Source organism: Streptomyces tubercidicus (genome assembly GCF_027497495.1).
GTDB classification, from domain to species: Bacteria; Actinomycetota; Actinomycetes; order Streptomycetales; family Streptomycetaceae; genus Streptomyces; species Streptomyces tubercidicus.
This window is the reverse complement of sequence record NZ_CP114205.1, coordinates 5,653,658-5,679,176: the sequence shown is the minus strand read 5'-3', so window position 1 is coordinate 5,679,176 and position 25,519 is coordinate 5,653,658. Positions and strand designations below refer to the sequence as shown.

Genomic DNA, 25,519 nt, shown 5'->3' with positions numbered 1-25,519 from the left:
CGCCCCTGGGGAGGAGCGCCCCCGCCCCCGGCCCGGTCAGCCGACGGTGACCTCCGCCGTCAGCCTGCGGTCGTCGACGCTGTGCGCCGCCTCCACCAGGTAGACGCCCTTGACCCGCTGCCAGCCGCGGTCCTCCGCGTCCCAGACCGCGAACGCACGGTCCGGCAGCGGGATTTCGGCCTCGGCGCTCTCACCGGGGCCAGCCTCGACGACGGCGAAACCGGCCAGCCAGCGCGCCGGGCGCTCCGGGGCGTCCGGGGCGGCGTCCGCGGTGGGCGCCAGATAGATCTGGACGACCTCGCGGCCGGTCCGGTCGCCCGCGTTGCGGATGCGGACCCGTACCGAGTCCGGGGTGGTGTCCAGCGACTCGTACTCCCAGTCGGTGTAGCCGAGGCCGTGCCCGAAGGGGTAGGCGGGTGCGGCGGCGGACCGCTGCCAGCCGCGGTAGCCGATGAACATGCCCTCGGAGTAGCCGAGTTGGCCGTCGACCGGGGTGACGGTGGTGACCGGGGCGTCGTCGAGGCGGGACGGCCAGGTGGTCGGCAGCCGGCCGCCCGGCTCATGGGCGCCGAGCAGGATGTCCGCCAGCGCCGCCCCGGCCTCCTGGCCGGGGAACCAGCTCAGCAGTACGGCGGGGACCTGCTCGCGCCACGGAAGCTCCACCGGGGAGCCGGAGTTGACCACGACGACGGTGTGCGGGTTGGCGGCGGCGACCCGGCGGACCAGCTCGTCCTGGCGGCCCGGCAGCCGCAGATCGCCGCGGTCAAAGCCCTCGGACTCGGTCTCCTCGGTGGTGGCGACGACGACGATGGCCACCTCCGCCTCGGCCGCGGCGCGGACCGCCGCGCTGATCTCCGCCTCCGCATCGGCCTGCGGCGCCCGGTGGCCGAGGCGGAAGTGCAGCGCGGCCGGCGCCTCCCCGGAGCCCGCGCCGTCCGGCACGAACCGCAGGGTGAGATCGACGCGCTCGCCCGCCGTCAGCTGGGCTGTCACCTGCCGTTCGGCGGGGTTCAGGAACGCCTCGAAGAGGTCGGCGCCCCCGGGTGCGCAGCGGCCGTCGAAGAGCGCCTCGCCGCCGACGGTCAGCCGCAGCTCACCGGTGCCGGAGACGCTGAGGGTGTGCCGGCCGGTGTGCTGCGGGGTGAAGCTGCCGGTCAGTTCGACGGCGCTCAGGTTCTGCCGGGTGACGCCGTCGGGGAAGCGGCCCATCACCCGCACCCTGCCGTCCTGTTGGGCGGTCTCGGCGAGCAGTCGGCCGTCCGCGGCCAGGTAGCGGGTGCGCAGGGTGAAGCCCTCGCGGGCGAGCGGGACGCCGGAGTACGGCTCGGCGCCGGCCGCGAAGGTGATCTCGACATCGTCGGGCAGTGCGGCGCGCAGCCTCTCCAGCGGGGAGACGACCGCGTCGGGAAAGACGGTCGCGGACCCGCCGCCGAGCACCCGGGCCTCACGCGCGGCGGCCCCGATGACGGCGACCCTGCGGACTGCCCCGGCATCGAGCGGCAGCGCCCGCCGCCCACCGCCCACCGGCTCGTTGCGCAGCAGGACACACGCCCGCCGGGCGACCTCACGGGCCACCGCCCGGCCGTCGATCCCCTGTGGGACACCGTCCGGGTCGACCGCGGCCGGCACCCCGTCCAGACAGCCCGTGCGGGCGGCGAGCAGCAGCACCCGGCGCACCGCGTCGTCCACCTCCGACTCGGCCACCTCACCCCGGCGGACGGCCTCGGCGAGCGGCGCGCCGTAGACCGTACGGGGCCCCGGCATCGCCACGTCCAGGCCGCCGCGCAGGGCGCGCACGGTGTCGCGGGCGGCCATCCAGTCGGAGACATTGCAGCCGTCGAAGCCCCATTCGCCGCGGAGCACGTCCTGGACCAGCGCGCGGTGTTCGGTCATGGTCGAGCCGTTGACCTGGTTGTAGGCGGTCATCACCCCCCAAGGGCGGGCGTTTTCGACGATGTACTCGAAGGGCGCGAGATAGAGCTCACGCAGCGGGCGGGGGGCGATGCGGTTGTCGACGGTGAGCCGGTCGGTCTCGGCGTCGTTGCCCACGAAGTGCTTGACGGTCGTACCGACGCCGCCCTCCTGCACCCCGCGGACGTATCCGGCGCCGATCACGCCGGTGAGCAGCGGGTCTTCCGCATAGCACTCGAAATGCCGGCCGCCCAGCGGCGAGCGGTGCAGATTGACGGTCGGCGCCAGCAGGACGTGCACCCCCTTGCGGCGGGCTTCCTGGGCGAGGAGGTGACCGGTCCGGCGGGCCAGCTCGGGGTCCCAGGTGGCGGCCAGCGCCGTGGGACTGGGCAGCGCGACCGAGGGGTCCCCGGCGTTCCACTCCTGCCCCCGCACGCCGACCGGGCCGTCCGACATCACCAGCGACCGGAGCCCGATCGCGGGCACGGACGGCAGCGTCCACATGTCCTGGCCGGACAGCAGCCGGGCCTTGGTGTCGAGGTCGAGCGCGGCGAGGGCCCGCTCGACGGCCGCGGCATGCTGCTGCGCGCGGCCCCGGGCATGATGGTGGGCGGCTTCGGCGGTGGGGCCGTGAGGATGGTGGTCAGTCATGCTGTTCTCCGGTGTTCCCTGTGCGGACGTGCGGACCCCCTGTCCCCCACTTCTTACCGGTCCACCTGCCAGCTGGTAGGTGCCGTTACTTTTCCGATACATCAGTCGTACGGGATCTCCACGGGAGGGTTACGCTCGGCCGGTGACTGCACGAGACCAGCACGGATCCAGCGGCGGACCGGGCGCGCGGCGGACCGGCCGCGGGCGCGAGGCGCAGCGCGCGGAGCGGCGCGCGGCCATCCTGGAGGCCGCCATGGAGCTGATCGCCGAGCGCGGCTACCGCCGTACCTCGCTCGCCGCCGTCGCCGAACGCGCCGGACTGACCCAGCAGGGCCTGCTGCACCACTTCCCGACCAAGGACCTGCTGCTGGTGGGGGTGCTGGAGACACGCGACCGCTGGGATCTGGCCTCGGCCGCCGCGGCGGCCGGCACCCGGCGCACCGACACCCTCGCCCAGCTCGTCGACTACAACGCCACCCGCCCCGGCGTCGTCCGGACCTACACGGTCCTGGCCGCCGACAGCGTCACCGAGGACCACCCCGCCCGCGCCTTCTTCGAATCCCGCTTCCGCGCCGTCCGCGCCGGGATGGCCGAGGTACTGCGGGCCGAATGCGGCGACACCCTGCCCGGCGGTCTGACCCCGGAGCGTGCGGCACCGCTGCTGGCCGCCGTACTGGACGGGCTCCAGTTGCAGTGGCTGCTGGACCCGGAAGAGGTGGAGATGCCCGCGGCCTTCCGGGACTTCCTGGCGCTGCTCGGGTGCGGGGAGGGGCGGAGTGACGGGCTTGGGGAGGAGCCGGCCGAGGGGGCTGGGGAGGCGCGGGGCGGGGAGCCGGGCGAGGAGTTGGATGGGGAGCCGGGCAAGGGGCCGGACGGGGGCCCGGGGGCTGGCCCAAGCGCCCCGTAGAGCCCATGGGCCCCGTAGAGCCCGTGGGCCCCGTAGAGCCCGTGGGCCCCGTAGAGCCCGTGGCCCCCGGTGCGGCTACCGGGTCGGGGGCCGCCGTAAAGGGAGGGAAACAGGCCGGTGGTCCGAGCGGGGCCTCTACCGGCCCCGTCCGCGCACCGCTTTACTCGCCCCATGAGACGCATACGTACCAGGATGGGCGCGCTCGGTGTCGCGCTGGTGGCCGCCGTCCCGATGGCTCTGACGGCTCCGGCCGTCGCGGCGCCCGCGGCGGGCAGCACGGTGGAGGAGGGGCGGCTGGCGCAGGCGGCGCCGCGGGAGATCCTGCGGCGGAGTGGATTCGACCAGTGGGAGCGGGAGTTCGCGCAGGGGCTGGCGCGGGTGGCGAGCTTCCCGGAGGCCAGGCGCTATGTCGCGGACGAGGGGCGGGCGCTGTGGCGGCGGGCCGTGGACCGGGCGCAGGGCCGCGGGCCCGACGGAGGCGATCTGAGCCGGGACGACGACCGGCCGCTGTACTGGGCGCGGCTCGGTATGACGAAGGAACTACGGCAGTGGCGGCCGGAGTTCGCACTGACCGAGGCCCGGCGCGATGCCCTGCTCGACTCGCTGGAGCAGAGTTCGCGCGGGCAGGACTCGATCGCGCTGCCCGGGGGGAAGGAGGTGCTGCGGGTCGTGGTGACCGGCTTCGACCCGTTCCAGCTGGACGACGATGCCCGGCGCAGCAATCCGTCCGGGGCGGCGGCGCTCGCGCTGGACGGGACGACGGTGCGGACCGCCTCCGGGAAGCCCGCCCGGATCGAAACCGCGGTCTTCCCCGTACGGTGGGCCGACTTCGCGGCGGGCACGGTGGAGCGCACCCTGCTGCCGCACTTCCGGAGCGGGCCGCGGCAGGCCGATCTGTTCACGACGGTCAGTCAGGGACGGCCCGGACGGTTCGATGTCGAGCGGACCAACGGGGCCTGGCGGGGCGGTTATCCGGACAATGCGCGGGTCTCGCGGACGGAGCAGGTGCCGATTCCCGCCGGGGTGCCGACCGTGCGGCCGCAGCCGCAGTGGACGACCACCAGCCTGCCGTACGCGCGGATCGTGGCGGCCGGCACCGGACCGTATCCGGTGGTCGACGACACCGCCGTCACCGAGATCCCGGCGGGCGGCGGCGCACCCGTCGACCGGCCGGACGGCCCGACTCCGGGCTCCACGGCCCGTGCCGGTGGTGGCGGGGACTATCTGTCCAACGAGATCGCCTACCGGGCGACGCTGCTGAGGGACGCGGTGCGGCCGGGCATTCCGGGCGGGCATCTGCACACCCCGGTGCTGGAGTTCGGGCCCGGCAACACGGACCCGGCGGACGGCCAGATCACCGACCCCGTTTTCGTACGGAACCGGACCGCGATCACCGGGCAGGTGCGGGCGGTTGTGACGGTGGCGGCGTCGGAGGCGGCGCGCAAGTAGGCGGTCTCATGGGCGGGCGGACCGGCGGACCGGCGGACCGGCGGACCAGCTGGTCGGCGGCGGGAAAACCCGCCCGGTCCGCCCAACCCTCCCGGCATCATGGGCGAATGATCATTGCTGCCGCACAATTCCTCCCGGTGCCGGGCGACATCGAGGCCAATGCCGCCCGGATGGCCGGGCTCATCACCGAGGCCGCCGGGCGCGGCGCGGGGCTGGTGGTCTTCCCCGAACTCGCCCTGACGCACTACGACCTGGACCTGATAGCCGCCGACCCGCAGGGTCTGGCGGTCACGGAGGACGACGCCCGGCTGGCCCCCGTACGGGATGCCTGCCGGGCGACCGGGACCGCGGCGGTGGTGAACGCGCCCGGCCGCGCCCCCGGTGGCGGATCCCGCCCGGCCATCGCCTCGTTCGTCTTCGGCCCGGACGGCGCCTTGGTCACCCGTTACGACAAGGTCCATCTCTTCGAGGGCGAGGACGCGGTCTTCGCGCCGGGCACCACCGAGGGCCGCTGCACCCTGGGCGGCATCCGCTTCGCGCTCGCCACCTGCTTCGACAACAGCTTCCCCGAGGTGGCGGCGCGGGCCGCGGCGGACGGCTGCCGGGTGTCTCTCGCCAGCTCCTTCCACGGCTCGGCGGAGCGGGTGGCGCGGTATGCGCAGCAGGCGCGGGACCACGGGCTGCACGTACTGCTCGCCAACGGGATGGGAACGAGCAGCTCCGCTTCGGGGTGCGGACTCAGTGGCGCCTGGCTGCCGTCGGGCGAGCGGGTGGCGGCGGCCGCCGAGTGGACGGGAGCGACGCCGGGGGACGGCGCGGAGCTGGTGTTCACCGATGTCCGCGACCGCATCACGCTGATGTCGGACCCGGCGGTGGCCGCGATCCCCGTCGAGGAGTGCGGTGAGCCGCTGGTGGACGTGCGGACCGCGGCGCCCGCGCTGCTCGTGGCCGAGGACCGGACCGACCCGCTCGGCGCCTACGCCTTTCTGCGCGAAGGTGTGCTCCAACGGCTGCTGGCGGCGCAGAAGTCGCTGCCCGACGGGCTCCGGCTGCAGTTCGTCGAGGGCTACCGGCCGCCGGGGCTGCAGCGCCGCTACTTCGAGGAGTACACGGACGAACTGCGCGCCGCCCACCCCGACTGGGACGCCGCACGCGTCCACCAGGCCGCCAGCCGCTATGTGTCGCCGCCCGGGATCGCACCGCACAGCGCCGGTGGTGCGGTGGATCTCACCCTCGTCACCACCGAGGGGGAGCATGTCGACATGGGGACACCGATCAATGCCTCCCCGGAGGAGAGCGACGGCGCCTGCTATACGGGTGCGCCGGATCTGACGCCCACCGCCCGCGCGCACCGCCGGGTGCTGAACGCCGCGCTGACGGCCGCCGGTCTGGTCAACTACCCGACCGAGTGGTGGCACTGGTCCTACGGCGACCGCTACTGGGCGCTGGCGAGCGGCGCGGAGCATGCGCTGTACGGGCCGAAGGAGTGGGAGGGGCTGACGGGGGCGGCGGAGGTGAAGGAACCGGCCGGGACGTGACGCCGGTGGCCGTCCGCACGCCCGGCCTGGCGCCCAAGCGGCACCGGGGCCGGGCGATCCCGCCCCGTCGGCCTCAGCCCCGCGACCCCTCCGGCGCCAGCGCCTCCAGCTCCGCGCGCGTCGGGTAGGACGGCTGGGCGCCCGGCTTGGTGACGGCGGCGGCGCCGACCCGTACGGCGAAGCGGGCCGCCTCGGGGAGTGCGTCGCCGCGGGCCAGGCGGGTGGCGAGGGCGCCGGTGAAGGCGTCCCCGGCGCCGGTGGTGTCCACGGCCTTCACCCGTACGCCCGGGACACCGGAAACGCCGTCGGCGTCCAGGACCAGCGCGCCCTCGCCGCCGAGGGTGACCACGACGGAGCGGGCGCCCCGGTCGCGCAGCGCCTGCGCCCACTCGGCGGGCGTGCCGTCGGTCAGCCCGGAGAGCTGCCGCGCCTCGTGCTCGTTGACCACCAACGGGTCGGCCACCGCGAGGAGTTCGGGGGCCAGTGCGGCGGTGGGTGCCGGGGAGGGGTTGAGCACGACGCGGGTACCGGCCCGTTCGGCGGCCGCGGCGGCGGCACGTACGGACTCCATGGGGATCTCCAGCTGGAGGGAGACCACGGCGGAGGCGGCGATGGTGTCCTGTGCGGCGGCCACGTCCTGCGGGGTGAGCGCGGCGTTGGCGCCGGGCGAGACCACGATGCTGTTGTCGCCGTCCGGGTCGACGATGATCATCGCGGTGCCGGTGCGGGCCGTCTCGTCCACGATGACCGGGGTGACATCGGTGCCTGCCGCACGCTGGGCGCCGAGCAGCAGCTCCCCGTACGCGTCGCCGCCGACCCGCGCCAGCAGGGCGGTGCGCCCGCCGATCCGGGCGGCGGCGGCCGCCTGGTTGGCGCCCTTGCCGCCGGCCGATTCGACCAGGTCGGTGCCGAGCACCGTCTCGCCCGCGCCGGGCCGCCGGTCGACCCGTACCGTCAGATCCGCGTTGGCCGAGCCGACCACCAGGACGTCATACATGCACCGCTCTCCCACTTCTTCTCATCTCTCGTCTTCGCGTCTGTAGTTGTGCGACTGCCGTTGCGCGGCGGCCCGCCGGAGGTGCCGGGCCGTGCGCTCAGTCATCGAACTTCGCGGCGTTCTCGGCGGTCACCAGCACCACCGGCACCCTGACCGACCGCGGCAGCTTCTCACCGCGGGAGGCCTTCAGCGCCCAGTCCACGGCCTGTTTGCCGAGGAGTTCCGGCTGCTGGGCGACGGTGGCGGTCAGCGTGCCGCCGCGCACCGCCTTGACCCCGTCCGGGGTGCCGTCGAACGCCACCACCTTGACGTCCTTGCCGGAGCGGCCGCCCAGCGACTTGGCCGCACCCAGCGCCATCTCATCATTGGCGGCGAAGACCCCGCCGATATCGCGGTGCGCCTGCAGCATGTTGGTCATCACATCCATGCCCTTGGTGCGGTCGAAGTCCGCGGGCTGCCGGGCGACGACCTGGATGCCGGGGTATTTCTTGATGCCCTCTTCGAAGCCCTTGCCGCGCTCGCGGGCGGCGGAGGTGCCGGCCTGGCCCTCCAGGAAGGCCACCTTGCCCTTGCCGCCGAGCGATTCGGCCAGGGTCTTCGCGGCGAGCCGGCCGCCCGCGACGTTGTCGGAGGCGATGGTCGAGCCGACCGTTCCGCCGTTGACGTCCCGGTCGATGGAGATCACCGGCACCTTCGCCCGGTTGGCGACGCCGACGGCCGGGACCGCGGCGTCGGAGTCGACCGGGTTGATGATGGCGGCCTTGACGTTCTGGCTGGTGAACGTCTCCATCTGGTTGATCTGCTGGGTGGGGTCGTTCTGGGCGTCGGTGATGTTGAGGTGCAGTCCGCGGGCGTCCGCCTCGGCCTGTGCGCCCTTCTTGATGCCGACGAAGAACGGGTTGTTCATCGTGGACAGCGCCAGCCCCAGGTCGGTGTTGCCGCCGCGGTCGCAGCCGGCCAGGCCCAGGGCGACGGTCGCGGCCAGCCCTGCCGCCAGCGACGCCTTGATCCGGGGGTTTTGCCGGTGGGTCCGCAGCGCGTTCGGCCGCGGGCCCCGCAGGGAAGTCCGCCGGGAGTTCCGCCCCCAGGTCCGCGGGGAGTTCCGCCGGGCGTTCATCGCGTGCTCCGGCGGCGCAGCGTGTCCAGGAGCACCGCGACCGCGATGACCAGTCCGGTGGCGACCTGCTGCCAGAACGCCGAAACGCTCAGCAGGTTCAGGCCGTTGCGCAGTACCGCGAGGATCAGCGCACCGATGAGGGTGCCGGAGGCCTTGCCGGAGCCGCCGGAGAGGCTGGCCCCGCCGATGACGACGGCGGCGATGGCGTCCAGCTCGTAGCCGGTGGCGGCCTGCGGCTGGGCGGAAGTGAGCCGGGCGGCGAGCACGATACCGGCGACCGCGGCGAACAGCCCGGACAGCGCGTAGATCGCGAGCTTGCGGCGCTTGACGTTGATGCCGGAGAGCCGGGCCGCCTCCTCGTTGCCGCCGATCGCGAACATCGCGCGGCCCGCGTACGTACGGGCCAGCACCAGCGCGGCGATCAGCCCCATCACGATCATGACGAGCACGGGCACCGGCAGCCAGCCGCCGAGGGTGTCACCGAGCGCGCTGACCGAGCCGGGGAAGGCGATCGGTGAGCCGCCGGAGATCACCAGGGCCAGGCCGCGGCCGACCGAGAGCATCGCCAGTGTGGCGATGAAGGCGGGCAGTTTGCCGTACGCGACCAGTGCGCCGGAGACCAGACCGGCCGCCGCGCCGACCGCCAGGCCGAGCAGCACCGCCATCCAGACGGGCAGGCCCTCGCCGGTGGCCGCCCAGGCCACCACGGTGGCGGAGAGCGCGGCGACCGAGCCGACCGACAGATCGATACCGGCCGAGACGATCACGAAGGTGACGCCGAAGGCGAGGATCGCGGTGACCGACGCCTGGACGCCGACATTGAGGAGGTTCTGCCCGTTGAGGAAGTCCCTGGACAGCACCGCCATCACGACGACCAGCGCGATCAGGCCGCCGAGCGGGCCGTTCCTGAGGACCGCCCGGGAGAACCACGGCCCGAAGCCGTCCCGGTCCGGTGCCGTTCCCACCGCCTCGGCGGCGGCTCCTGTCTTCACCTCAGTGGACATCGGAGCCCTCCATCGCGCTCTCGTCGTGCTGTTTCGTGCTCTTGGGGGTGCCAGGGGTCTGGAGTGCCAGCTCCATCACGGCGTCCTGGGTGGCCTCTTCGGCCGACAGCTCACCGACCAGCCGGCCCTGCGACATCACCAGCACCCGGTCGCTCATCCCGAGCACCTCCGGCAGATCGCTGGAGATCATCAGGACCGCGCGGCCGGACGCCGTCAGCTCGTTGATCAGCTGGTAGATCTCGACCTTGGCGCCGACGTCGATACCGCGCGTCGGCTCGTCGAGGATCAGCAGCCGGGTGTCCGCCAGCAGCCACTTGCCGATGACGATCTTCTGCTGGTTGCCGCCGGAGAGGGTGCGGGCGCTCTGCCCCAGGCCGCTCATCCGGACCTTCAACTGCGCGGCGACGGTGGCCGCTTCGCGCCGCTGCCCGCTGCGGTCCACCAGCCCGCCGCGGGTGTCGCGGTCGAGCCGGGCGAGGGTGAGGTTGTCCTGGAGGGAGGCGTCCAGCACCAGGCCCTGTCCCTTGCGGTCCTCCGGTACGAGGCCGAGCCCGGCGCGCATCGCGGCCCGGACATCGCCGCGGGCCAGCTCCTTGCCGTCGATCTCGACCGTGCCGGCGTCATAGCGGTCGACGCCGAAGATCGCCCGGACCACCTCCGTACGGCCCGCACCGACCAGCCCGGCGAGGCCCACGACCTCACCGGCCCGCACCTCGAAGTCGACACCCTCGAAGACCGGCCCGGCCGGGGTGGTGCCGTCGCGGGTCAGTCCGCGGACGCGCAGCAAGGGAGCACCCGGCTCCTCGGGGCGCTGCCGCGGGTACTGCTCGGCGATGTCCCGTCCCACCATGAGGCGGATCAGCTCGTCCTCGTCCGTCGAGGCCGGCACCTCCGCGACGGAGCGGCCGTCGCGCAGGACCGTGACCCGGTCGCCGAGCGCGCCGATCTCCTCCAGGTGGTGGGTGATGAAGATGATGCCGACACCGGTGTCGCGCAGTTCGCGGACGATCTCGAAGAGGGTCTCGACCTCCTCGGAGGTCAGTACCGCGGTCGGCTCGTCCATGATCAGGACCCGGGCGTCCAGGCTGAGCGCCTTGGCGATCTCGACCATCTGGAGCCGGGCGATGCCCAGTTCGGCGACCGGGGTGTCCGGGGACACGTCCAGCCGTACCCGCCGCAGCAGTTCGGCGGCCCGGGTCCGCATCGCCTTCCTGTCGACCAGGCCGAGCTTGGTGCGCGGCTGTCGGCCCAGAAAGATGTTCTCGGCGACGGTCAGCCCAGGGACGAGGTTGAACTCCTGGTAGATGGTGGCGATGCCGCACCGTTCGGCGTCCTGTGCCGAACGGATGGTGGCCTCGTCGCCGTCCACGAGGAGGCGGCCCCCGTCGGGCCGGTGGGCGCCGGAGAGCATCTTGATGAGGGTGCTCTTGCCCGCACCGTTCTCACCGAGCAGGACATGCACCTCACCGGTGCGCAGGCTCAGATCCACACCATCGAGCGCACGGACCCCCGGGAACGACTTCGTCACCCCCTCCACGCGCAGCAGTTCGCGGCCGCCCGGTTCGTCGTCGTTGACGCCGGTCATGCGCTGCCCCTCTCTCCTTGGGTGGGTTGGGTGGGTGGTGGCCCGTCGGATGGGTCGTGCTGGCCCGTCGGGTGGGTCGTGATGGCCGGTTGGGTGGGTGAGGGCGGCTGGTGGGTGGCGGCTGGCTGGGTCGTGAGGGCTGGTGGGTGGCCCGCCCGGAACGGGGATGCCGGGCCGGGGGTACCTGGCCTGGCTCCGGGCGGGCCTGCTCAGGGGGCGGGCAGTTCGCCGCAGGAGCGGCGGGTGACCAGCCGGGCGGGCAGCAGCACCGAGTCGACGGGCCGGCCCTCGATCCGTGCCAGCAGGGCGTGGACCGCGGCCCTGCCCAGTTCACGGGTGGGCTGGGCGATGGCGGTCAGCGGCGGATCGGTGTGGGTGAACCACGGCACGTCGTCGTACACCACCAGCGCCACATCATCGGGGACCCGCAGCCCACGGGACCGGAGTTCATCCATCGCACCCAGCGCCATCAGGTTGTCGGTGGCGAGCACCGCGTCCGGCGGCTCGGCGAGGTCGAGGAAGGCGCTCATCACCTGCCGGCCGCCGGTGTGCTGGAGGTCGGGCGTGGCACCGACCCGCTCGTCGGGCAGGGTGAGGCCGTACCCTCCCAGCGCCGTACGGAAGAGGCTGAGGCGCTCGTCGCCGGTGGGGGTGCCGGCCGGGGCGACGATGATCGCCGGGCGGCAGCGGCCGTGCGCCGCGAGATGGGCGGCGAGCTCGGTGAGCGCCGCACGGCCGTCGGCACGGACGCAGGGGGCGTCGACGCCGGGCACCGTGCGGTCCAGCAGCACCAGTGGGGTGCCGGAGGCCACCACCTCACTGAGCATCGCCGAACCGGTGCCGGCCGAGCTGACCAGCAGACCGTCGATCCGGCGGTCGAGGAGCGTGCGGATGTAGTCGTCCTGCTGCGCGGGGCGCTCGCCGGCATTGCCGATGACCAGGCTGTATCCGAGGCTGCGGGCCTCGTCCTCGACGGCGTCGGCCAGCTCGGTGAAGAAGGGGTTGGTGAGATCGCTGATGATCAGCCCGAGCGCACCGGTCCGCGCGGTGCGCAGCGCGCGGGCGACGTTGTTGGGCCGGTACCCCAGCTCCCGTACGGCGGCCAGCACCCGCTCACGGGTCTCGGCAACCGGACTGTGCCCGTTGAGCACCCGGGAGACCGTGGCAACGGAAACTCCCGCCCGCTCCGCCACATCTTTGATGTTCGCCATGGCACCGTCGCCGTTCCATCTGTCCGCGCGAGCGCTTCCGATACGGGAGCGGGGTCGCCTGATCGCCGTGTACCTGGACGGCGTGTAATCGTTTCCGTGAGAAATGCGTGGGGGATACGAAATCGATTACATGGTGGGTGCGTCAAGATGGGGTGGATGTTGCCTGCGTCACATGGGGGTGGGGGTGGCGGTGGGGGTGAACGGGTGCGGCGCAAGGCACGTCGAGCCGAGGCGGAGGGCATAAGGCGTGACGGGCCCGAGGCGCAGGGGCGCGAGGCACTACGGCGCAAGGCACGACGTGGCGAGGCGCAGGGCGCGCGGCACAACAGGGCGAGGCGCAAGGGCACACCCCATGCCGGCCCTGGCCACGATCCATGCCGATCATGCGGGACGTGCGGTCGAACCCGGGCACTCCCCCGTTGACCGTCCCGTCTCGACGACGGGCACCGGCCGTGTCCGGACCCATGGGGCCGGCCCCGGCGCTTACCGGGCGAACTGCCCCACACAAGCGACGATCGCCACCAGCAGGCCCAGCACCCCGATGACGACTTGCCATCTGTCAGATGGGGCCCATCGGTCGGTCTCCTGCTCCGTGTCCTGATCGTCCATCGCTCCTCCTCGCTCCTCCGGACAGGCCCCGAAGGCCAGGGCCCCCGCCGGCCGATCGCCGACGGAGCTGTGGGGAGGAACGCGGTGAAGCACCGGCAGAATACCGCGAGTTGAGCCCCCACAGCACCGAAAACCAAGCCGCGAAAACCAAGCCACGAAGCGCCATCACGCGGCGCTCCCCAGCCGCACGCCCCCGCATCAATCCCGGCGCACGACCCTCAAGTGCAGCCCCACAGCACGCCCCTGGTCCCCGCCCCTGCTACGGCCGCGGGACGGCAGCCCCGCGCCGCGCACGCCAAAGGGCCGCACCCCGTGTCCGGGATACGGCCCCCGTGAAAGCGCCGATGGCGCCACGAGGTCAGGCGACGGTCAGACGGTCAGCTTGACCTCGATGTTGCCGCGAGTGGCGCGGGAGTACGGGCACACCTGGTGCGCCTTCTCCACGAGGTCCTGGGCGGTGGCCGCATCGACCTGCGGGATCGAGGCAGCGATCTCGACCGTGAGGCCGAAACCCCCGTCCGGGGTCTTGCCGATGCCGACCTTGGCGGTCACCCGGGAGCCGGAGACATCGACGTTCTCCCGGCGGGCGACGACGCCGAGCGCACCCTGGAAGCAGGCGCTGTAACCAGCCGCGAAGAGCTGCTCGGGGTTGGTGCCGGCGCCGCTGCCACCCTGCTCCTTGGGCGGGTTGACGACCACATCGAGCTTGCCGTCGTCGCTGGCGACGCGGCCGTCCCGGCCGTTCTCAGCGGTGGCGACGGCGGTGTAGACGACGTCGACGGTCTGGATGGACATACCAAATCCTCCTGTGGTTCGCCGCGACTCGCGCCCACGGATCACGACGGCGTACCACCGAGCCTAACGGGCGGGACGAACGGCGCGTGGAATGAAGTGATGAGGGGGCGTGGGCGTCTGGGGTTGCTGCCTACCAGGGGAGAGGGCCCGCTGCGTCGAAGAAGCCGCCGGTTGGGCCGTCCGGAGTCAGTTGAGCCATCCGGACGATGATCTCGGCGCCCTGTTCGACGGTTTGCGTGCCCTCGTGCTGGTTCAGGTCCGTCGCGGTGTAGCCGGGCTCCACGGCGTTGATCCGTATCCGTGGGAACGCCTTGGCGAACTGCACGGTGAGCATGTTGACCGCGGTCTTGGAGACCGGGTACGCGACCCCCGGGTACCCCTTGCCGGCCTGGGCCAGCGAAGCTGTGCCGCTGCTGACATTGACCATCACCGGTGCGGCGGACCGTTCCAGCAGTGGCAGGAAGGCGTGGGTTACCCGGACCAGGCCGAAGACATTGGCCTCGAACACTTCCCGCATCACATCGGCGGTCAGCTCCGCGGCGCGGATGATCTCGCCCTCGGGCGAACGCACCTCGATTCCGGCGTTGTTGACCAGGACGTCCAGGCCGCCGGCGGCCTCGACGGTGGCGACCGCGGCGGCGACCGACGCGTCGTCGGTGACATCGAGGTGTACGAACCGGGCGCCGAGCTCGGACGCTGCCGCCATGCCCCGGTCGGTGTTGCGCGCTCCCAGGTAAACGGTGTGCCCCGCGGCGAGCAGGCGCCGAGCGGTCTCGTAGCCAAGACCCTTGTTGGCCCCGGTGATTAACGTTGTCGTCATGGGGCCCAGCCTCCCGCCGGGACAAGTCGTAGGCCAGTGGTTTACGACCCGGTCCGCGATGCCGCTCGATCAGTGCGCCGCGGCCCGGCGTGCCCAGCGTGCGGGGTCGCTTCGCTGGTCACGGACCTCCGCCCGTCGGCCGACCCGTCAGGCCAGCACGCTCTGCCCTCATCGCGGACCGAGTCGTCAGCCCTTAGCCCTCAACCCTTAGCCCTTAGCCCTCAGCCCTCAGCCCTCCAGGCTCACGATCATCTTGCCCGTGTTCTCGCCGCGCAGCAGGCCCAGGAAGGCATCGACGCCGTTCTCTATGCCGGACACCTTGGTCTCGGCGTACTTCAGTTCGCCGGAGCGGATCCAGGCGGAGACTTCCTCGACGAACTTCGGCTGGAGGGCGGCGTGGTCGCTGACCAGCAGGCCCTGGAGGCGCAGGCGCTTGCCGATCACCATGGCGAGGTTGCGGGGCGCCGGGGTCGGCTCCGTGGCGTTGTACATCGAGATCATGCCGCATATGGCGGCACGGCCATGGACGTTGAGGGAGCTGATGGCCGCTTCGAGGTGGTCGCCGCCCACGTTGTCGAAGTAGACGTCGATACCGTCCGGGGCGGCTTCCTTGAGCTGCTTGCTGACGTCGCCGTTCTTGTAGTTGAAGGCGGCGTCGAAGCCGTACTCCTCCACCAGGAGCTTGACCTTCTCGTCGGAGCCGGCCGAGCCGATGACCCGGGAGGCGCCCTTGAGCTTGGCGATCTGGCCGACCTCGCTGCCCACCGCACCGGCCGCGCCGGATACGAAGACGGCGTCGCCCTCCTTGAAGGAGGCCACCTCGATCAGCCCCGCGTAGGCGGTCAGGCCGGGCATGCCCAGCACACCGAGGTAGGCGGTGAGCGGAGCCAGCGACGGGTCCACCTTGGCGGCGCGCTTGGCGTCCAGGACCGCGTACTCACGCCAGCCGAGGCCGTGCAGGACATGGTCACCGACGGCGATGGACTCGTCGCGCGAGGCGAGGACCTCGCCGACCGCGCCGCCCTCCATCGGCTGGTCCAGCTGGAAGGGCGGGACGTAGGACTTCACATCGTTCATCCGGCCGCGCATGTACGGGTCGACGGAGAAGTGCTGTGTACGGACGAGGATCTGGCCCTCGCCGACCTCGGGCACCGCGGCCTCGCGCAGCGCGAAGTCCTCCGGGGTGGGCCAGCCGTGAGGGCGGGCGACGAGGTGCCATTCGCGGCTGGTCGTGGGCAGTGCGGACATAAGCGCGATCCTCCTAAATACTTCAGGTGCTGAAACAACCATGCACCTCGATATTTCAGATTGTCAAGCAAATGGGTATCCTCGTGTGCATGACCCCCCGCGCAGACCCCCTGACCGTCGAGGTCGTCGGCCTCATCGGCACCGTCGTGGCCCGCTACTACGAGGAGTACGAGCAGGCCGCGACCGAGCATTCCCTCACCGGCGCACAGGCCCGGGTGCTCAGCCTGCTCTCCGTCGAGCCGCTGCCCATGCGCAAGATCGCCCAGCGCCTGAAGTGTGAGCCGTCGAATATCACCGGCATCGTGGACCGCCTGGAGTCCCGCGGCCTGGTCGAGCGCCGCCCCGATCCCGCCGACCGCCGCGTCAAGCTCGCCGCCCCGACCGAGGAGGGGGCAAGCCTGGCACAGGCCCTGCGGACATCCCTGGACTTCGCGCGAGAGCCCCTCGGCCGGCTGACGGCCGCCGAGCGGACACTGCTGAAGGAACTGCTGCAGAAGATGCTGGGCGTCGCCCCCGAATAGGCCGGACGGACGGACGGGCGGGCGGGCGGACGGAGGGACGGGGGGACGGGGAGACGGACGTCAAACCCCTCTTCTCGTAGCCCCCAACAGCAGCCGCATCGGACGAAATTCGCTTGCACCGTGCGGAGTCCGCAGATTCCACTCGGTGGCATGACTGATCGTCACTTCTTATCCCGGGATGGGGCCGCGCCGCGGCTGCGGACCTTGTGGTCGTTCGCGCTGCCGCACAAGGGTGCGCTGGTCGGGGCGCTGCTTCTGGGACTGGTGGCATCGGCGCTGGGGCTGGCTACGCCCATGGTCACCAAGTGGGTGCTCGATGCGCTGGGCGCCTCGGCGTCACTGAAGGGGCCCGTGGTGGCGCTGCTGGTGCTGCTCGTGGTCGGCGGGGCCGTCCGGTTCCGGCAGTGGACGCTGCTCGGCACCGTGGGGGAACGTGTGGTGCTGGAGGCCCGTGAGTCGATGGTGCGGCGTTTTCTGCGGGCCACCGTGCCGGCCGTCAGCCGGCGCCCGACCGGTGAGCTCGTCACCCGCGTCACCTCCGACACGGTCCTGCTGCGCGAGGCGGCCACCGGTGCGCTGGTCGGCCTGATCAACGGGACGGTCATGCTGCTGGGCACCCTCGTCATGATGGGCGTGCTCGATGGGGTGCTGCTCGGGACGACGATGGCGGCCGTGGTGTTGACCGGCGTGCTGTTCGCGGTGCTGATGCCCGGGATCGCCGCGGCGCAGCGGCGGGCCCAGGAGCACCTGGGCCGGCTCGGTGGCGTACTGGAGGGCACTCTTCGCGCCATCAAGACGGTGAAGGTCAGCCGCGCCGAGGAGCGTACGGCCGAGCGGATTCTGGCCGAGGCGCGCTCCTCCGCCGCGTACGGCATCCGCGCGGTCCGCCGTGAGGCGTTGGCCTGGACGGCCTCGTTGTCCGGTATCGAGCTGGCGACCATCGCGATCCTGGGTGTGGGCGCCTGGCGGGTCGGCGAGGGGCAGATGGAGATCTCCAGTCTGATCGCCTTCCTGCTGTACGCGTTCGGGCTCATGGAGCCGATCACCGAGTTGAGCGCGAATGTCAGTGCGCTACAGGCCGGTATCGCCGCCGCGGAACGCATCCGTGAGACGGCCGACCTGCCGACCGAGAGCACCGCGAGGCCGGTGCCCGCCAACGGCCCAGCGCCAAACGGGGGTTACCGGGGTACCCGTCACGACGTGCCCGTACTGGCGCTGCGGCAGGTCACCGCGGCGTACGGGCCCGACGCCGAACCCGCCGTACGGGATATCGACCTGGTCGTCCCCCGGCGTGGGCACACCGCGATCGTCGGCTTGTCGGGAGCCGGCAAGACCACCCTGTTCTCCCTCTTCCTGCGGTTTCTGGAGCCGACGCGGGGCGAACTGCTCCTGGACGGCCGTCCGTACCGCGAGCACACCCATGAGGAGACCCGGGCGCGACTGGCGTATGTGGAGCAGGACACCCCGATCGTGCCCGGGAGCATCCGTGACAACCTGCTGCTCTCCCGCCCTGACGCGACGGAGGAGGAAGTGCGCCGGGTCCTGTGCGATGTCCGGCTGGCCGAGAAGATCGATGGCCTCGATGACGGCCTGGACACACCGCTGTCCGACACGGCCGTCTCAGGGGGCGAACGCCAGCGCATCGCCCTGGCGCGAGCCCTGTTGCGCACCCCTGATGTCCTGCTCCTCGACGAGGCGACGGCCCAGCTCGACGGGCTGACCGAGGCCGCCGTCCATGACTGCATACGGGCCCGCGCGGCCACGGGTGCGGTGGTCACGATCGCCCACCGGCTGTCGACCGTGATCGACGCGGACAGCATCGTGGTGATGGAGGCGGGCCGCATCCGCGTCCAGGGCAGCCACGCGGAACTGCTGGCGACCGACGCCCTGTACGGGGAGCTGGTGAAGTCCCTGCGCATCGGCCCGCGCATCGGCCCGGACACCGCGCCGGACCCGGAGGCCGTCCCCGCCCCGGCCCGGCGTGCGGCCCCCTGATGACACCCGTGACCCCCGTCACGCCTGTCACACCCGTCGCACCGTCACACTCGTCGCGCCCGTCACACCCGTCATGCCCCGCCAGGGTGCGAATCCGCGCCCCCTCTAGGGCGCAGACGGGCCGACCGCCTCCACCCCGGCCGGCGCGGCACTGCCCTGCGGCGTACCGGCCACCCCCCTGACGTCCGGCTCCCCCTCAACTCCCGGCAGCCGGAGCCCTCGCAGCAGGGTCAGGGCCAGCACCGCGGCGCAGGCCATGACGGCCGCGGCGCCCAGTACGGCCGTCTGGAGGCCGTCGGTGAAGGCGGACCGGGCCGCGGTCAGGAGTGCCTCGCCTGCCCGGTCCGGGAGTTGGGCGGCCACCGCTGCGGCGCCGGCCAGGGTTTCCCGGGCCGTGTCGGAGGCGGCCGACGGGAGGCCGGCGGGTAGTGCGCCGCCCATGTCCGCGTGGTAGACCGCGCTTCCGATGCTGCCCAGGATGGCCATGCCCAGCGCGCCGCCCAGTTCGGTGCCGGATTCCAGGAGGGCCGAGGCGGAGCCGGCGCGCTCGGGCGGGGCGAGGCCGATGGCCAGTTCATTGCCGAGGGACATCACCATCACCAGGCCCGACGCGTAGACCGACGAGGCGACCAGGACGAACCACAGGGCAGAGCCCGGCTCCAGCCAGGAGAGCCAGAGGAAGCCGCCGGCCGCGATGACAAAGCCCAGGGCGATGACATGGGCCCGGTCCATCCGTTGGGCGAGCGCGGCGGCCGCCGGTGCCATCCCGCCCACCGCGAGCGTCGGCAGCAGATTCCACAGCGCGGCCTCCATGGGGCTCATCCCCCGTACGGACTGCAGGTACTGGGTGAAGAAGACCGCACAGCCGACGACCGCGAACATCGCCAGCAGGTTCATCAGCACCGAGACGCTGAACCCGCGCCGGCGGAACAGTTCCAGGTCGAGCATCGGATGGCGGGCGGTGCGCTGGCGGTACACGAAGGCCGCGGCGGCCAGCAGACCGGCCACCAGGACGAGGACGGGCCGCAGCGCCAGTCCGTCGCGGGCGATCTCCTTGATTCCGTAGACCGTCGGCAGCATCGCGAGCAGGGACAGCAGCGAGCCGGGCAGATCGAAGCGCCCGGCCGCCGGGTTCTTGAACTCCGGCAGCAGCAGCGGCCCGCAGACCAGCAGGAGCACCATCGCCGGGGTGTTGATCAGGAACACCGAGCCCCACCAGAAGTGCTCCAGCAGCGCCCCGCTGAGCACCGGGCCGACCGCGATACCGCCCATCATCGCCGACGACCAGATCGCGACGGCCTTGCCGCGCTGCTTGGCGTCATGGAAGAGGTTGCGGATCAGCGCGAGCGTGGACGGCATCAGGGTGGCCCCGCCGATGCCGAGCAACGCGCGTGCGGCGATGAGCATCTCGGCGCTCTGCGCGTAGGCGGCGACCCCGGAGGCGAGGCCGAAGAGGAGGGCGCCGGACAGCAGCAGCCTGCGGCGGCCGATGCGGTCGCCCAGCGCGCCCATGGTGATCAGCAGTCCGGCCAGGACGAAGCCGTAGACGTCCAGGATCCAGAGTTGCTGGACGCTGCTGGGCTCCAGTTCCGCGGTCAGGAACGGCACCGCGAAGTAGAGCACCGAGACGTCCATCGAGACGAGCAGGCAGGGCAGCAGAAGGACGGCCAGGGCGGTCCACTCCCGTCGGCCGGCCGACGGTGGGGATGTGTACGTGGTAAACGACATGGGTGACACGGTAAGCAGGGTGTGCTTACGGCGCAAACTCCGCGACCAGTAAGGGAGTTGGAGGTGCATCACACTAGTGCACCTGCCCGGCGCGAGGCCCTGATGGGACCGGCGCTGATACCCTCAACGTCAGCGAAATTCCCCTGGTGCACTAGTACGGAGGCCCTCCCGTGGAGCAGCCGGCCCCGCCGCCCTACCGCCGGATCGTCGACGAGATCCGGCGCCGTATCGACACCGGCGAGCTGGCGCCGGGCGACCGGGTGCCCTCGACCCGGCGGATCACCCAGGAGTGGGGGGTGGCGATGGCGACCGCCACCAAGGTGCTCACCACCCTGCGCCAGGAGGGCCTGGTCCGGGCCGTGCCGGGCGTGGGCACGGTGGTCGACGAGCCGAAGCCGGAGCCGGAGCCCGAGCGGCGGCCGCAGTCGCCGTCGCAGCGGGCCGCGCGCCCCGAACTCCCGCGTACGCGACGGCCGGGCGAGACAGACCGCGGGCTGAGCCGCGAGAGCGTCGTACGGGCCGGACTCAAGATCGCCGACGCCGAGGGGCTGCGGGCGCTGTCGATGCGCCGGGTCGCCGCCGAGTTCGGGGTGTCCTCGATGGCGCTCTACCGCCATGTGGCCAATAAGGACGAACTGGTGGTGCTGATGGCGGACGCCGCGTTCCGCGATGTCGTACTCCCGGACCCGGCGCCGGACGGCTGGCGCGCGCGGATGGAGGCGGGCGCACGGCTGCAATGGGAGCTCTACCAGCGGCATCCGTGGCTGGCGCACTATCTGTCGATCACCAGGCCGCAGCCGATGCCGCGGGCGATGGCGCTCATCGAGTGGACCATGGCGCGGGTGACGGGCGTGGACCCGGTGACGCTGATCCATATGGCCATCACGCTGCTGAACCATGTGCGCGCCACCGCCGCCGGCTTCGAGGACGATCTGGAGGCCGAGCAGGAGAGCGGGATGGACCAGAGCCAGTGGATGGCGTCCATGGAGCCGGTCTTCGAGGGCATCGTCTCCTCGGGCTCCTACCCCATGTACGGGGGTGTCGCGGGGCACGACGACGACGTGGTGAATCTGACCTCGCTGTTCGAGTTCGGGCTGGCCAGGCTGCTGGACGGGATGGCGACGCTGGTGGAGGGCCGGGCGGCCGGCTCCGGCGGGGTCGGCTGACCTCGCCGGAACCTGCCATCGGGATCAGTTGAGCTCGCCGGAGCCCGCCACCGTGGTCAGCTGAGCTCGCCGCGCAGCCGCCGGGCCCGTAACACCAGTTCCAGTTCGAAGCGTCGGTCCGGGTCGTCGATCTCGGTGCCCCATAACTCCCGTATCTGGCGCAGCCGGTAGCGCACGGTCTGCGGATGGACGCCAAGACGGGCGGCGACCTCGGGGGCGCCGCCGCGGGTCTCCAGCCAGGCGAGCAGGGTCTCCGCGAGCCGTCGGCCATGGGCGGGACCGCAGCCGTCCAGGGGGGCGAGGCGGCGGCGGGTGAGGTCCTCGATCAGCTCCGCCGGGGGCAGCAGGACCAGCGCCTCGGTGTGCTCGGTGCACTGCAGCAGTTCGCCCGCGGGCAGCAGTCCGCGCTCCGTCAGGTCGACCGCGGCCCCGGCCCAGCGCAGCGACTTGGCGGCGTCCAGCAGCGGTACGGCGGGGCCGATCGCACCGGACCAGCCGGCCGCCGCGCGGGCCAGCAGCTCCCGCCGCCCGGGGGCGTCCGGCTCGGGCACCACCATCCGCGGCCGTTCGCTCTCCATGTCCAGCAGGACGTCCGGGGCGACGGCGGGCGCGACCGCCTCCCGGGCCGGGCGCAGCAGCACCGCGACCGCGACCCGCTCGGGCAGCGCCCAGCCGAGCCCGGCGGCGCGCTCGGCCAGGGCCGGCGGCACCCCGTCCGCCGCTCCCGCGCCGCGCCCCCGTCTGCCGGGTCCGGTGAACAGCTGCTCCATCAGGCGCCGTTGCAGCCGCAGCCGCTCACCGGCCTGGCGGGCGGCGGCCTCGGCGTAGCCGCGTACGGATTCGGCGACCAGCCCGTCCAGGTACTCGTAGCCGGACTCGGCGAGCTCGTACATCGCGGGGGCCGGGATCGCGACCTGCTGGCCGATCTCGGCGAGCCGCCGCCAGGCCAGCCGGACGCCCAGCCGGTATACGGCCTGCAGGACATCCAGGCTGCGGCCCTGGAGGCCCTCGCCGCGGCCGAACTCCTGGAAGACCCGCGGGTGCACATGCGGGCGGTCCGGGCCGGCCGTCAGATGTGCGACGAAGTGCTCCAGCGACTGGCGGATGCCCACCAGCGCCCGGGGCTCCCCGAATTCATCGGGCACCAACGGGAGCTGAGGGTAGGCGCGGCGGATCTCCCGGAGGATGTCCTGGGCGAGGGTGGGCACCTCCTCCAGTGCCAGGGCGGCGAACTGCCGTACCTGGTAGGGCGGGACCTCCCGCCAGGCCGAGCGGACGGCCGTCACCATGACGCGGACCTCCTCAGCACGTCCCGTATCGGCACGCCCCGTATCGCAACGCCCCGTATTGGCGCGCCCCGCCTCCGCACGGCCCGTATCGGCACGCCCCGGCTCCCGTCCCCGCCCGTTAGCCGCCGCTCCGGTCGAAGGTCACCAACGGCACATTCGGCTGCTCAGGGGTGGCGTCCAGGGCGGCGACGATGCCGAGCGCGACGCCGACGGCGAGGGCGGCGGCGGTCAGCGCGGTCAGTGCGGCGGCGAGCGTACGGTGCATGGCGCGGCGAGCCCTTCGTCGATGCCGGAGCCCGTCGGCGGTCTCCGTCGAGGTTGGCGGCGGCACACGGCGCGGCCCTCGGGCCGGCCCGGTGCCGCGTCCCACGGCGCGGCACCACTGGAGCGTGGTGCCTGCCGAGTGTGGAAGGGCATTGACGACCTGTCAAGAGTTCCCTTACGTTCCCGGCCCATGGCGCCCCGAGGCGCCGCACGTGCACCAGAGCGTGATTCCCCCACCGCTTCCAGGAGTGCCCGTATGCCCGTATCCGGCAAGCCCGCCGCCTCCCCCACTACGGCCACCGCCGCCCGCACCGCCCCGCCCCTGTCGCTGGCCGTCCTCGGTCTCGGCGTCTTCCTGCTGGTCCTGGCACCCCTGCTGGCCTGGTACGTCACGCCACGGGCCAAGGTCACGCCGGTCGACGTGGATGTCACCACCGTCTTCACCGGCAGCGGCAGCTACTTCGACACCGCCGCGCTGAAAACCAGGGACCACCGGCGGATCACCATCACCCGGCACGTGCTGGGCGATGTCGCGGCGAGCGAGAAGAGCGGGCGGGCCGTGTGGGACGTCTCCACTACGGTCGACACCCCGCAGACGCTGGCCCTCAAGGATCCGCGCAGGGCGTTCCAGTGGACCACCGAGCGCTGGGTCACCGACCGGCGCAGCAACGCGCCGGTGCACTGCTGCGAGGAGGCCCCGACGCGGTTCGACGGCGATGCCTACCTCAAGTTCCCCTTCGATGTGCGGAAGACGGGCTACCGCTGGTGGGACAACACCCTGGGCGCCGCCGTCCCGCTCCGCTTCGCCGGTACGCGGGAGGTCCAGGGCTACCCGGGCTACCGCTTCACCGGGACCGTCCCGGCCACCAGGACCGGTAGCCGTCAGGTCCCCGGCCGGCTCGTCGGACGGCCGCGGCAGGGCCAGATCCAGGCCGAGGAGTGGTACGCCAACTCCGGTATCGAGCTGGTCGTCGAGCCGCGCACCGGCCGGATCATGAATGCGGTGCTCTCGCCGGTCAAGACGCTGCGGGCGCCCGGATCCCGCCGTACGGCGGTCACGCTGCTGCGCGGCGAGCGGCTGGAGTTCACGCCCGGGACGCAGCGGGCGCAGGTGCGGCTGGCGAAGGCGGACAGCGAGAAGCTGGTGCTGGTGGGCCGGACACTGCCGGTCACGGCCGCGGCGGCGGGCGGGGTGCTCGTCCCTGCCGGGGTGGTGTGGGTGGTGCGCGGGCGGCGGACGGGCGGCCGGTCCTGAGCGAAGTGATGAACCGTCAGCTGCTCTCGGGGCGGTTTTTGTCACTCCCGTGAGTAGCCGCGGCGCGCGCGGCGGGCGAACACTGTCCACCCCACACGCAGCAGTCCGGCCCCGGTCGGCGCACGTCCGTTTCAGCGCAGCCCAGCGACGCGGCATCCGGGGCGGCCCCGCCGTACGGGCGCCCACGGCACCGCATGATGCAGCACGGCCCGCACGACTCAGTACGCAGTACGTCCCCCACCGCCGGTACCGCACCCTGAGACGAGTTGGACGCACATGCCCCAGCACCTGCCTCAGCACGTACGCCAGCACCTGCGCCCGTCCCCGTCCCCGCCGCCGCTCCCCCGCCGGATCGTCTTCCTCGCCCGCCGCGATCTGGGCAACCCCGCCGCCGGCGGCTCCGAGCTGCTGGTGGACCGGATCGCCGAGGGACTCGCCGCCCACGGCCACCAGGTCACCCTGCTGTGCGGCGGGCCGCCGTCCCCCGGGCTCCCGGCGCGGCCCGATCCGGGAGGCGCCCCCACCCGCGGCTACCGGGTGGTGTCCGCGGGCGGCGACGCCGGTCATTACCTGCGCGTACCCCGCCAGTTGGCGCGCCGGGTCGGCGACTGCGACCTCCTGGTCGAGGTCTGCAACGGCATGCCCTATCTGGCGCCGCTGTGGCACCGCGGTCCCACCCTGTGCCTGGTCAACCATGTCCATACGGACCTGTGGCGGCTGCGCTGCCCGGGGCCCGCCGCCCGGCTCGGCCGCCGCCTGGAGCACTGGGCGCTGGCCGGTGCGCACCGCCGGGATCTGATGGTGGCGGTCTCCGGCTCGACCGCGTCCGCGCTGCGCGGCCTCGGGGTCGCCCCGGACCGGATCCGGCTGGTGTACAACGGCGTGGCGGAGCCCGGCCCACTGGCCCCCAAGGCGCCGGAGCCGCTGTTCCTGGCCATGGGGCGGCTGGTCGAGTACAAGCGGATCGATCTGCTGCTGCGGCTGTGGGAGCGGGTCCGGCCGGTGACCGGCGGCCGGCTGGTGATCGTCGGCGACGGTCCGGAGCGCGCCCGGCTTTCCGCCATGGCCGGGCCCGGCGTCACCTTCACCGGTCATGTCTCCGAGGAACGCAAGCACCAACTGCTGTGCTCCGCCTGGCTGTTACTGCATCCCTCGCTCGTCGAGGGCTGGGGACTGGTGGTGATGGAGGCCGCCGCCCGCCGCACCCCCGCCGTCGGCTTCGACATCCCGGGCCTGCGGGACTCCGTCGAGGACGGCGTCACGGGGCTGCTGGCCCGCGGCGAGAGCGCGTTCGCCGCGCACTGGTGCGCCCTGGCCCTCAGCGCCCGGCGCCGCGACGCGCTGGGCCGCGCCGCCGCAGCGCGCGCCGCTCGCTTCCGGTGGAGCCATACGGTGCAGAGCTTCCGGGCGGTCGCCGCGGAAGCGGTCCTCGACCCGCTCCCCAGGCGGTGACGGACCG

General features: G+C 72.7%; 19 protein-coding genes and 1 pseudogene. 8 read left to right on the top strand and 12 right to left on the bottom strand.

The features are described from left to right. Nucleotides 1–36: 36 nt before the first annotated feature. Nucleotides 37–2,562 carry a beta-glucosidase family protein gene (locus tag STRTU_RS24680; RefSeq protein ID WP_159746229.1) on the bottom strand — a complete coding sequence of 842 codons (2,526 nt, stop codon included), beginning with the start codon at nucleotides 2,560–2,562 and terminating at the stop codon, nucleotides 37–39. Between the two features lie 142 nt (nucleotides 2,563–2,704). Between STRTU_RS24680 and STRTU_RS24675 the strand changes: the two genes are divergently transcribed. From STRTU_RS24675 to STRTU_RS35990, 3 genes are all read left to right on the top strand, one after another. Beyond that, complete coding sequence (locus tag STRTU_RS24675; protein ID WP_159746228.1) at nucleotides 2,705–3,469, top strand: TetR/AcrR family transcriptional regulator; 765 nt, start codon at nucleotides 2,705–2,707, stop codon at nucleotides 3,467–3,469. A 171-nt stretch (nucleotides 3,470–3,640) separates the two neighbouring features. After that, a complete protein-coding gene (locus STRTU_RS24670) occupies nucleotides 3,641–4,918 on the top strand; it encodes a pyroglutamyl-peptidase I (protein WP_159746227.1) in 1,278 nt (425 codons plus the stop codon). Between the two features lie 107 nt (nucleotides 4,919–5,025). Beyond that, a complete protein-coding gene (locus tag STRTU_RS35990) occupies nucleotides 5,026–6,456 on the top strand; it encodes a nitrilase-related carbon-nitrogen hydrolase (protein WP_159746226.1) in 1,431 nt (476 codons plus the stop codon). 73 nt (nucleotides 6,457–6,529) lie between these two features. Here the strand turns inward: STRTU_RS35990 and STRTU_RS24655 are convergent, their stop codons facing one another. The 8 genes and pseudogenes from STRTU_RS24655 to STRTU_RS24620 all read right to left on the bottom strand — a co-directional run bounded on the left by STRTU_RS24655 (nucleotide 6,530) and on the right by STRTU_RS24620 (nucleotide 15,842). Continuing rightward, nucleotides 6,530–7,453 (bottom strand): ribokinase, encoded by a 924-nt coding sequence (locus STRTU_RS24655; protein ID WP_159746225.1) that lies wholly within the window; start codon nucleotides 7,451–7,453, stop codon nucleotides 6,530–6,532. Between the two features lie 97 nt (nucleotides 7,454–7,550). After that, nucleotides 7,551–9,574: pseudogene (locus STRTU_RS24650) on the bottom strand (ABC transporter permease/substrate-binding protein). After that, a complete protein-coding gene (locus tag STRTU_RS24645; protein WP_159746223.1) occupies nucleotides 9,564–11,159 on the bottom strand; it encodes a sugar ABC transporter ATP-binding protein in 1,596 nt (531 codons plus the stop codon). The pseudogene STRTU_RS24650 and the gene STRTU_RS24645 overlap by 11 nt, the downstream one beginning before the upstream one ends. Before the next feature lie 209 nt (nucleotides 11,160–11,368). Then, entirely contained in the window at nucleotides 11,369–12,370 is a 1,002-nt protein-coding gene (locus tag STRTU_RS24640; protein ID WP_159746222.1) for a LacI family DNA-binding transcriptional regulator, read from the bottom strand. Nucleotides 12,371–12,853: 483 nt separating this feature from the next. Further along, nucleotides 12,854–12,979 (bottom strand): hypothetical protein, encoded by a 126-nt coding sequence (locus STRTU_RS24635; protein ID WP_269777387.1) that lies wholly within the window; start codon nucleotides 12,977–12,979, stop codon nucleotides 12,854–12,856. A gap of 369 nt (nucleotides 12,980–13,348) precedes the next feature. Beyond that, nucleotides 13,349–13,774 carry an organic hydroperoxide resistance protein gene (locus STRTU_RS24630; RefSeq protein WP_159746221.1) on the bottom strand — a complete coding sequence of 142 codons (426 nt, stop codon included), beginning with the start codon at nucleotides 13,772–13,774 and terminating at the stop codon, nucleotides 13,349–13,351. Between the two features lie 130 nt (nucleotides 13,775–13,904). Further along, nucleotides 13,905–14,594, bottom strand: coding sequence for an SDR family NAD(P)-dependent oxidoreductase (locus STRTU_RS24625; protein ID WP_159746220.1), 690 nt, complete (start codon nucleotides 14,592–14,594; stop codon nucleotides 13,905–13,907). A gap of 228 nt (nucleotides 14,595–14,822) precedes the next feature. Then, nucleotides 14,823–15,842 carry an NADP-dependent oxidoreductase gene (locus STRTU_RS24620; RefSeq protein WP_159746219.1) on the bottom strand — a complete coding sequence of 340 codons (1,020 nt, stop codon included), beginning with the start codon at nucleotides 15,840–15,842 and terminating at the stop codon, nucleotides 14,823–14,825. 89 nt (nucleotides 15,843–15,931) lie between these two features. On the opposite strand from STRTU_RS24620, the gene STRTU_RS24615 reads away from it, so the two are divergent. Further along, nucleotides 15,932–16,363, top strand: a complete 432-nt coding sequence (locus STRTU_RS24615) for a MarR family winged helix-turn-helix transcriptional regulator (RefSeq protein WP_159746218.1) — start codon at nucleotides 15,932–15,934, stop codon at nucleotides 16,361–16,363. A 204-nt stretch (nucleotides 16,364–16,567) separates the two neighbouring features. Next, nucleotides 16,568–18,358, top strand: coding sequence for an ABC transporter ATP-binding protein (locus STRTU_RS24610; RefSeq protein WP_246241159.1), 1,791 nt, complete (start codon nucleotides 16,568–16,570; stop codon nucleotides 18,356–18,358). A 105-nt stretch (nucleotides 18,359–18,463) separates the two neighbouring features. On the opposite strand, the gene STRTU_RS24605 is transcribed toward STRTU_RS24610, so the two are convergent. Continuing rightward, nucleotides 18,464–20,086 (bottom strand): MFS transporter, encoded by a 1,623-nt coding sequence (locus STRTU_RS24605; protein ID WP_246241156.1) that lies wholly within the window; start codon nucleotides 20,084–20,086, stop codon nucleotides 18,464–18,466. 170 nt (nucleotides 20,087–20,256) lie between these two features. On the opposite strand from STRTU_RS24605, the gene STRTU_RS24600 reads away from it, so the two are divergent. Beyond that, a complete protein-coding gene (locus STRTU_RS24600; protein ID WP_159746217.1) occupies nucleotides 20,257–21,252 on the top strand; it encodes a GntR family transcriptional regulator in 996 nt (331 codons plus the stop codon). 56 nt (nucleotides 21,253–21,308) lie between these two features. On the opposite strand, the gene STRTU_RS24595 is transcribed toward STRTU_RS24600, so the two are convergent. Then, nucleotides 21,309–22,541: a PucR family transcriptional regulator gene (locus tag STRTU_RS24595; RefSeq protein ID WP_159746216.1), complete on the bottom strand. Its 1,233-nt coding sequence runs from the start codon at nucleotides 22,539–22,541 to the stop codon at nucleotides 21,309–21,311. Nucleotides 22,542–22,659: 118 nt separating this feature from the next. Continuing rightward, nucleotides 22,660–22,806: a hypothetical protein gene (locus STRTU_RS24590; RefSeq protein ID WP_167539199.1), complete on the bottom strand. Its 147-nt coding sequence runs from the start codon at nucleotides 22,804–22,806 to the stop codon at nucleotides 22,660–22,662. Nucleotides 22,807–23,061: 255 nt separating this feature from the next. Here STRTU_RS24590 and pgfA point away from each other — a divergent pair, with 255 nt between their 5' ends. Both pgfA and STRTU_RS24580 read left to right on the top strand, forming a co-directional pair. Beyond that, the gene (gene pgfA / locus STRTU_RS24585) at nucleotides 23,062–24,060 is read left to right on the top strand and encodes a cell envelope lipid trafficking protein PgfA (RefSeq protein ID WP_159746215.1); all 999 of its coding nucleotides are present in this window, start codon (nucleotides 23,062–23,064) and stop codon (nucleotides 24,058–24,060) included. Between the two features lie 276 nt (nucleotides 24,061–24,336). Next, entirely contained in the window at nucleotides 24,337–25,512 is a 1,176-nt protein-coding gene (locus STRTU_RS24580; protein ID WP_159746214.1) for a glycosyltransferase family 4 protein, read from the top strand. Nucleotides 25,513–25,519: the final 7 nt, after the last annotated feature.

Coding starts and splice junctions, on each gene's coding strand:
- STRTU_RS24580 (WP_159746214.1), top strand. CDS start 24,337: ATGCCCCAGCACCTGCCTCAGCACGTACGCCAGCACCTGCGCCCGTCC.
- STRTU_RS24640 (WP_159746222.1), bottom strand. CDS start 12,370: ATGGCGAACATCAAAGATGTGGCGGAGCGGGCGGGAGTTTCCGTTGCC.
- STRTU_RS24595 (WP_159746216.1), bottom strand. CDS start 22,541: ATGGTGACGGCCGTCCGCTCGGCCTGGCGGGAGGTCCCGCCCTACCAG.
- STRTU_RS24625 (WP_159746220.1), bottom strand. CDS start 14,594: ATGACGACAACGTTAATCACCGGGGCCAACAAGGGTCTTGGCTACGAG.
- STRTU_RS24670 (WP_159746227.1), top strand. CDS start 3,641: ATGAGACGCATACGTACCAGGATGGGCGCGCTCGGTGTCGCGCTGGTG.
- STRTU_RS24655 (WP_159746225.1), bottom strand. CDS start 7,453: ATGTATGACGTCCTGGTGGTCGGCTCGGCCAACGCGGATCTGACGGTA.
- STRTU_RS24605 (WP_246241156.1), bottom strand. CDS start 20,086: ATGTCGTTTACCACGTACACATCCCCACCGTCGGCCGGCCGACGGGAG.
- STRTU_RS24635 (WP_269777387.1), bottom strand. CDS start 12,979: ATGGACGATCAGGACACGGAGCAGGAGACCGACCGATGGGCCCCATCT.
- STRTU_RS24620 (WP_159746219.1), bottom strand. CDS start 15,842: ATGTCCGCACTGCCCACGACCAGCCGCGAATGGCACCTCGTCGCCCGC.
- STRTU_RS24630 (WP_159746221.1), bottom strand. CDS start 13,774: ATGTCCATCCAGACCGTCGACGTCGTCTACACCGCCGTCGCCACCGCT.
- STRTU_RS24615 (WP_159746218.1), top strand. CDS start 15,932: ATGACCCCCCGCGCAGACCCCCTGACCGTCGAGGTCGTCGGCCTCATC.
- pgfA (WP_159746215.1), top strand. CDS start 23,062: ATGCCCGTATCCGGCAAGCCCGCCGCCTCCCCCACTACGGCCACCGCC.
- STRTU_RS24590 (WP_167539199.1), bottom strand. CDS start 22,806: ATGCACCGTACGCTCGCCGCCGCACTGACCGCGCTGACCGCCGCCGCC.
- STRTU_RS35990 (WP_159746226.1), top strand. CDS start 5,026: ATGATCATTGCTGCCGCACAATTCCTCCCGGTGCCGGGCGACATCGAG.
- STRTU_RS24680 (WP_159746229.1), bottom strand. CDS start 2,562: ATGACTGACCACCATCCTCACGGCCCCACCGCCGAAGCCGCCCACCAT.
- STRTU_RS24645 (WP_159746223.1), bottom strand. CDS start 11,159: ATGACCGGCGTCAACGACGACGAACCGGGCGGCCGCGAACTGCTGCGC.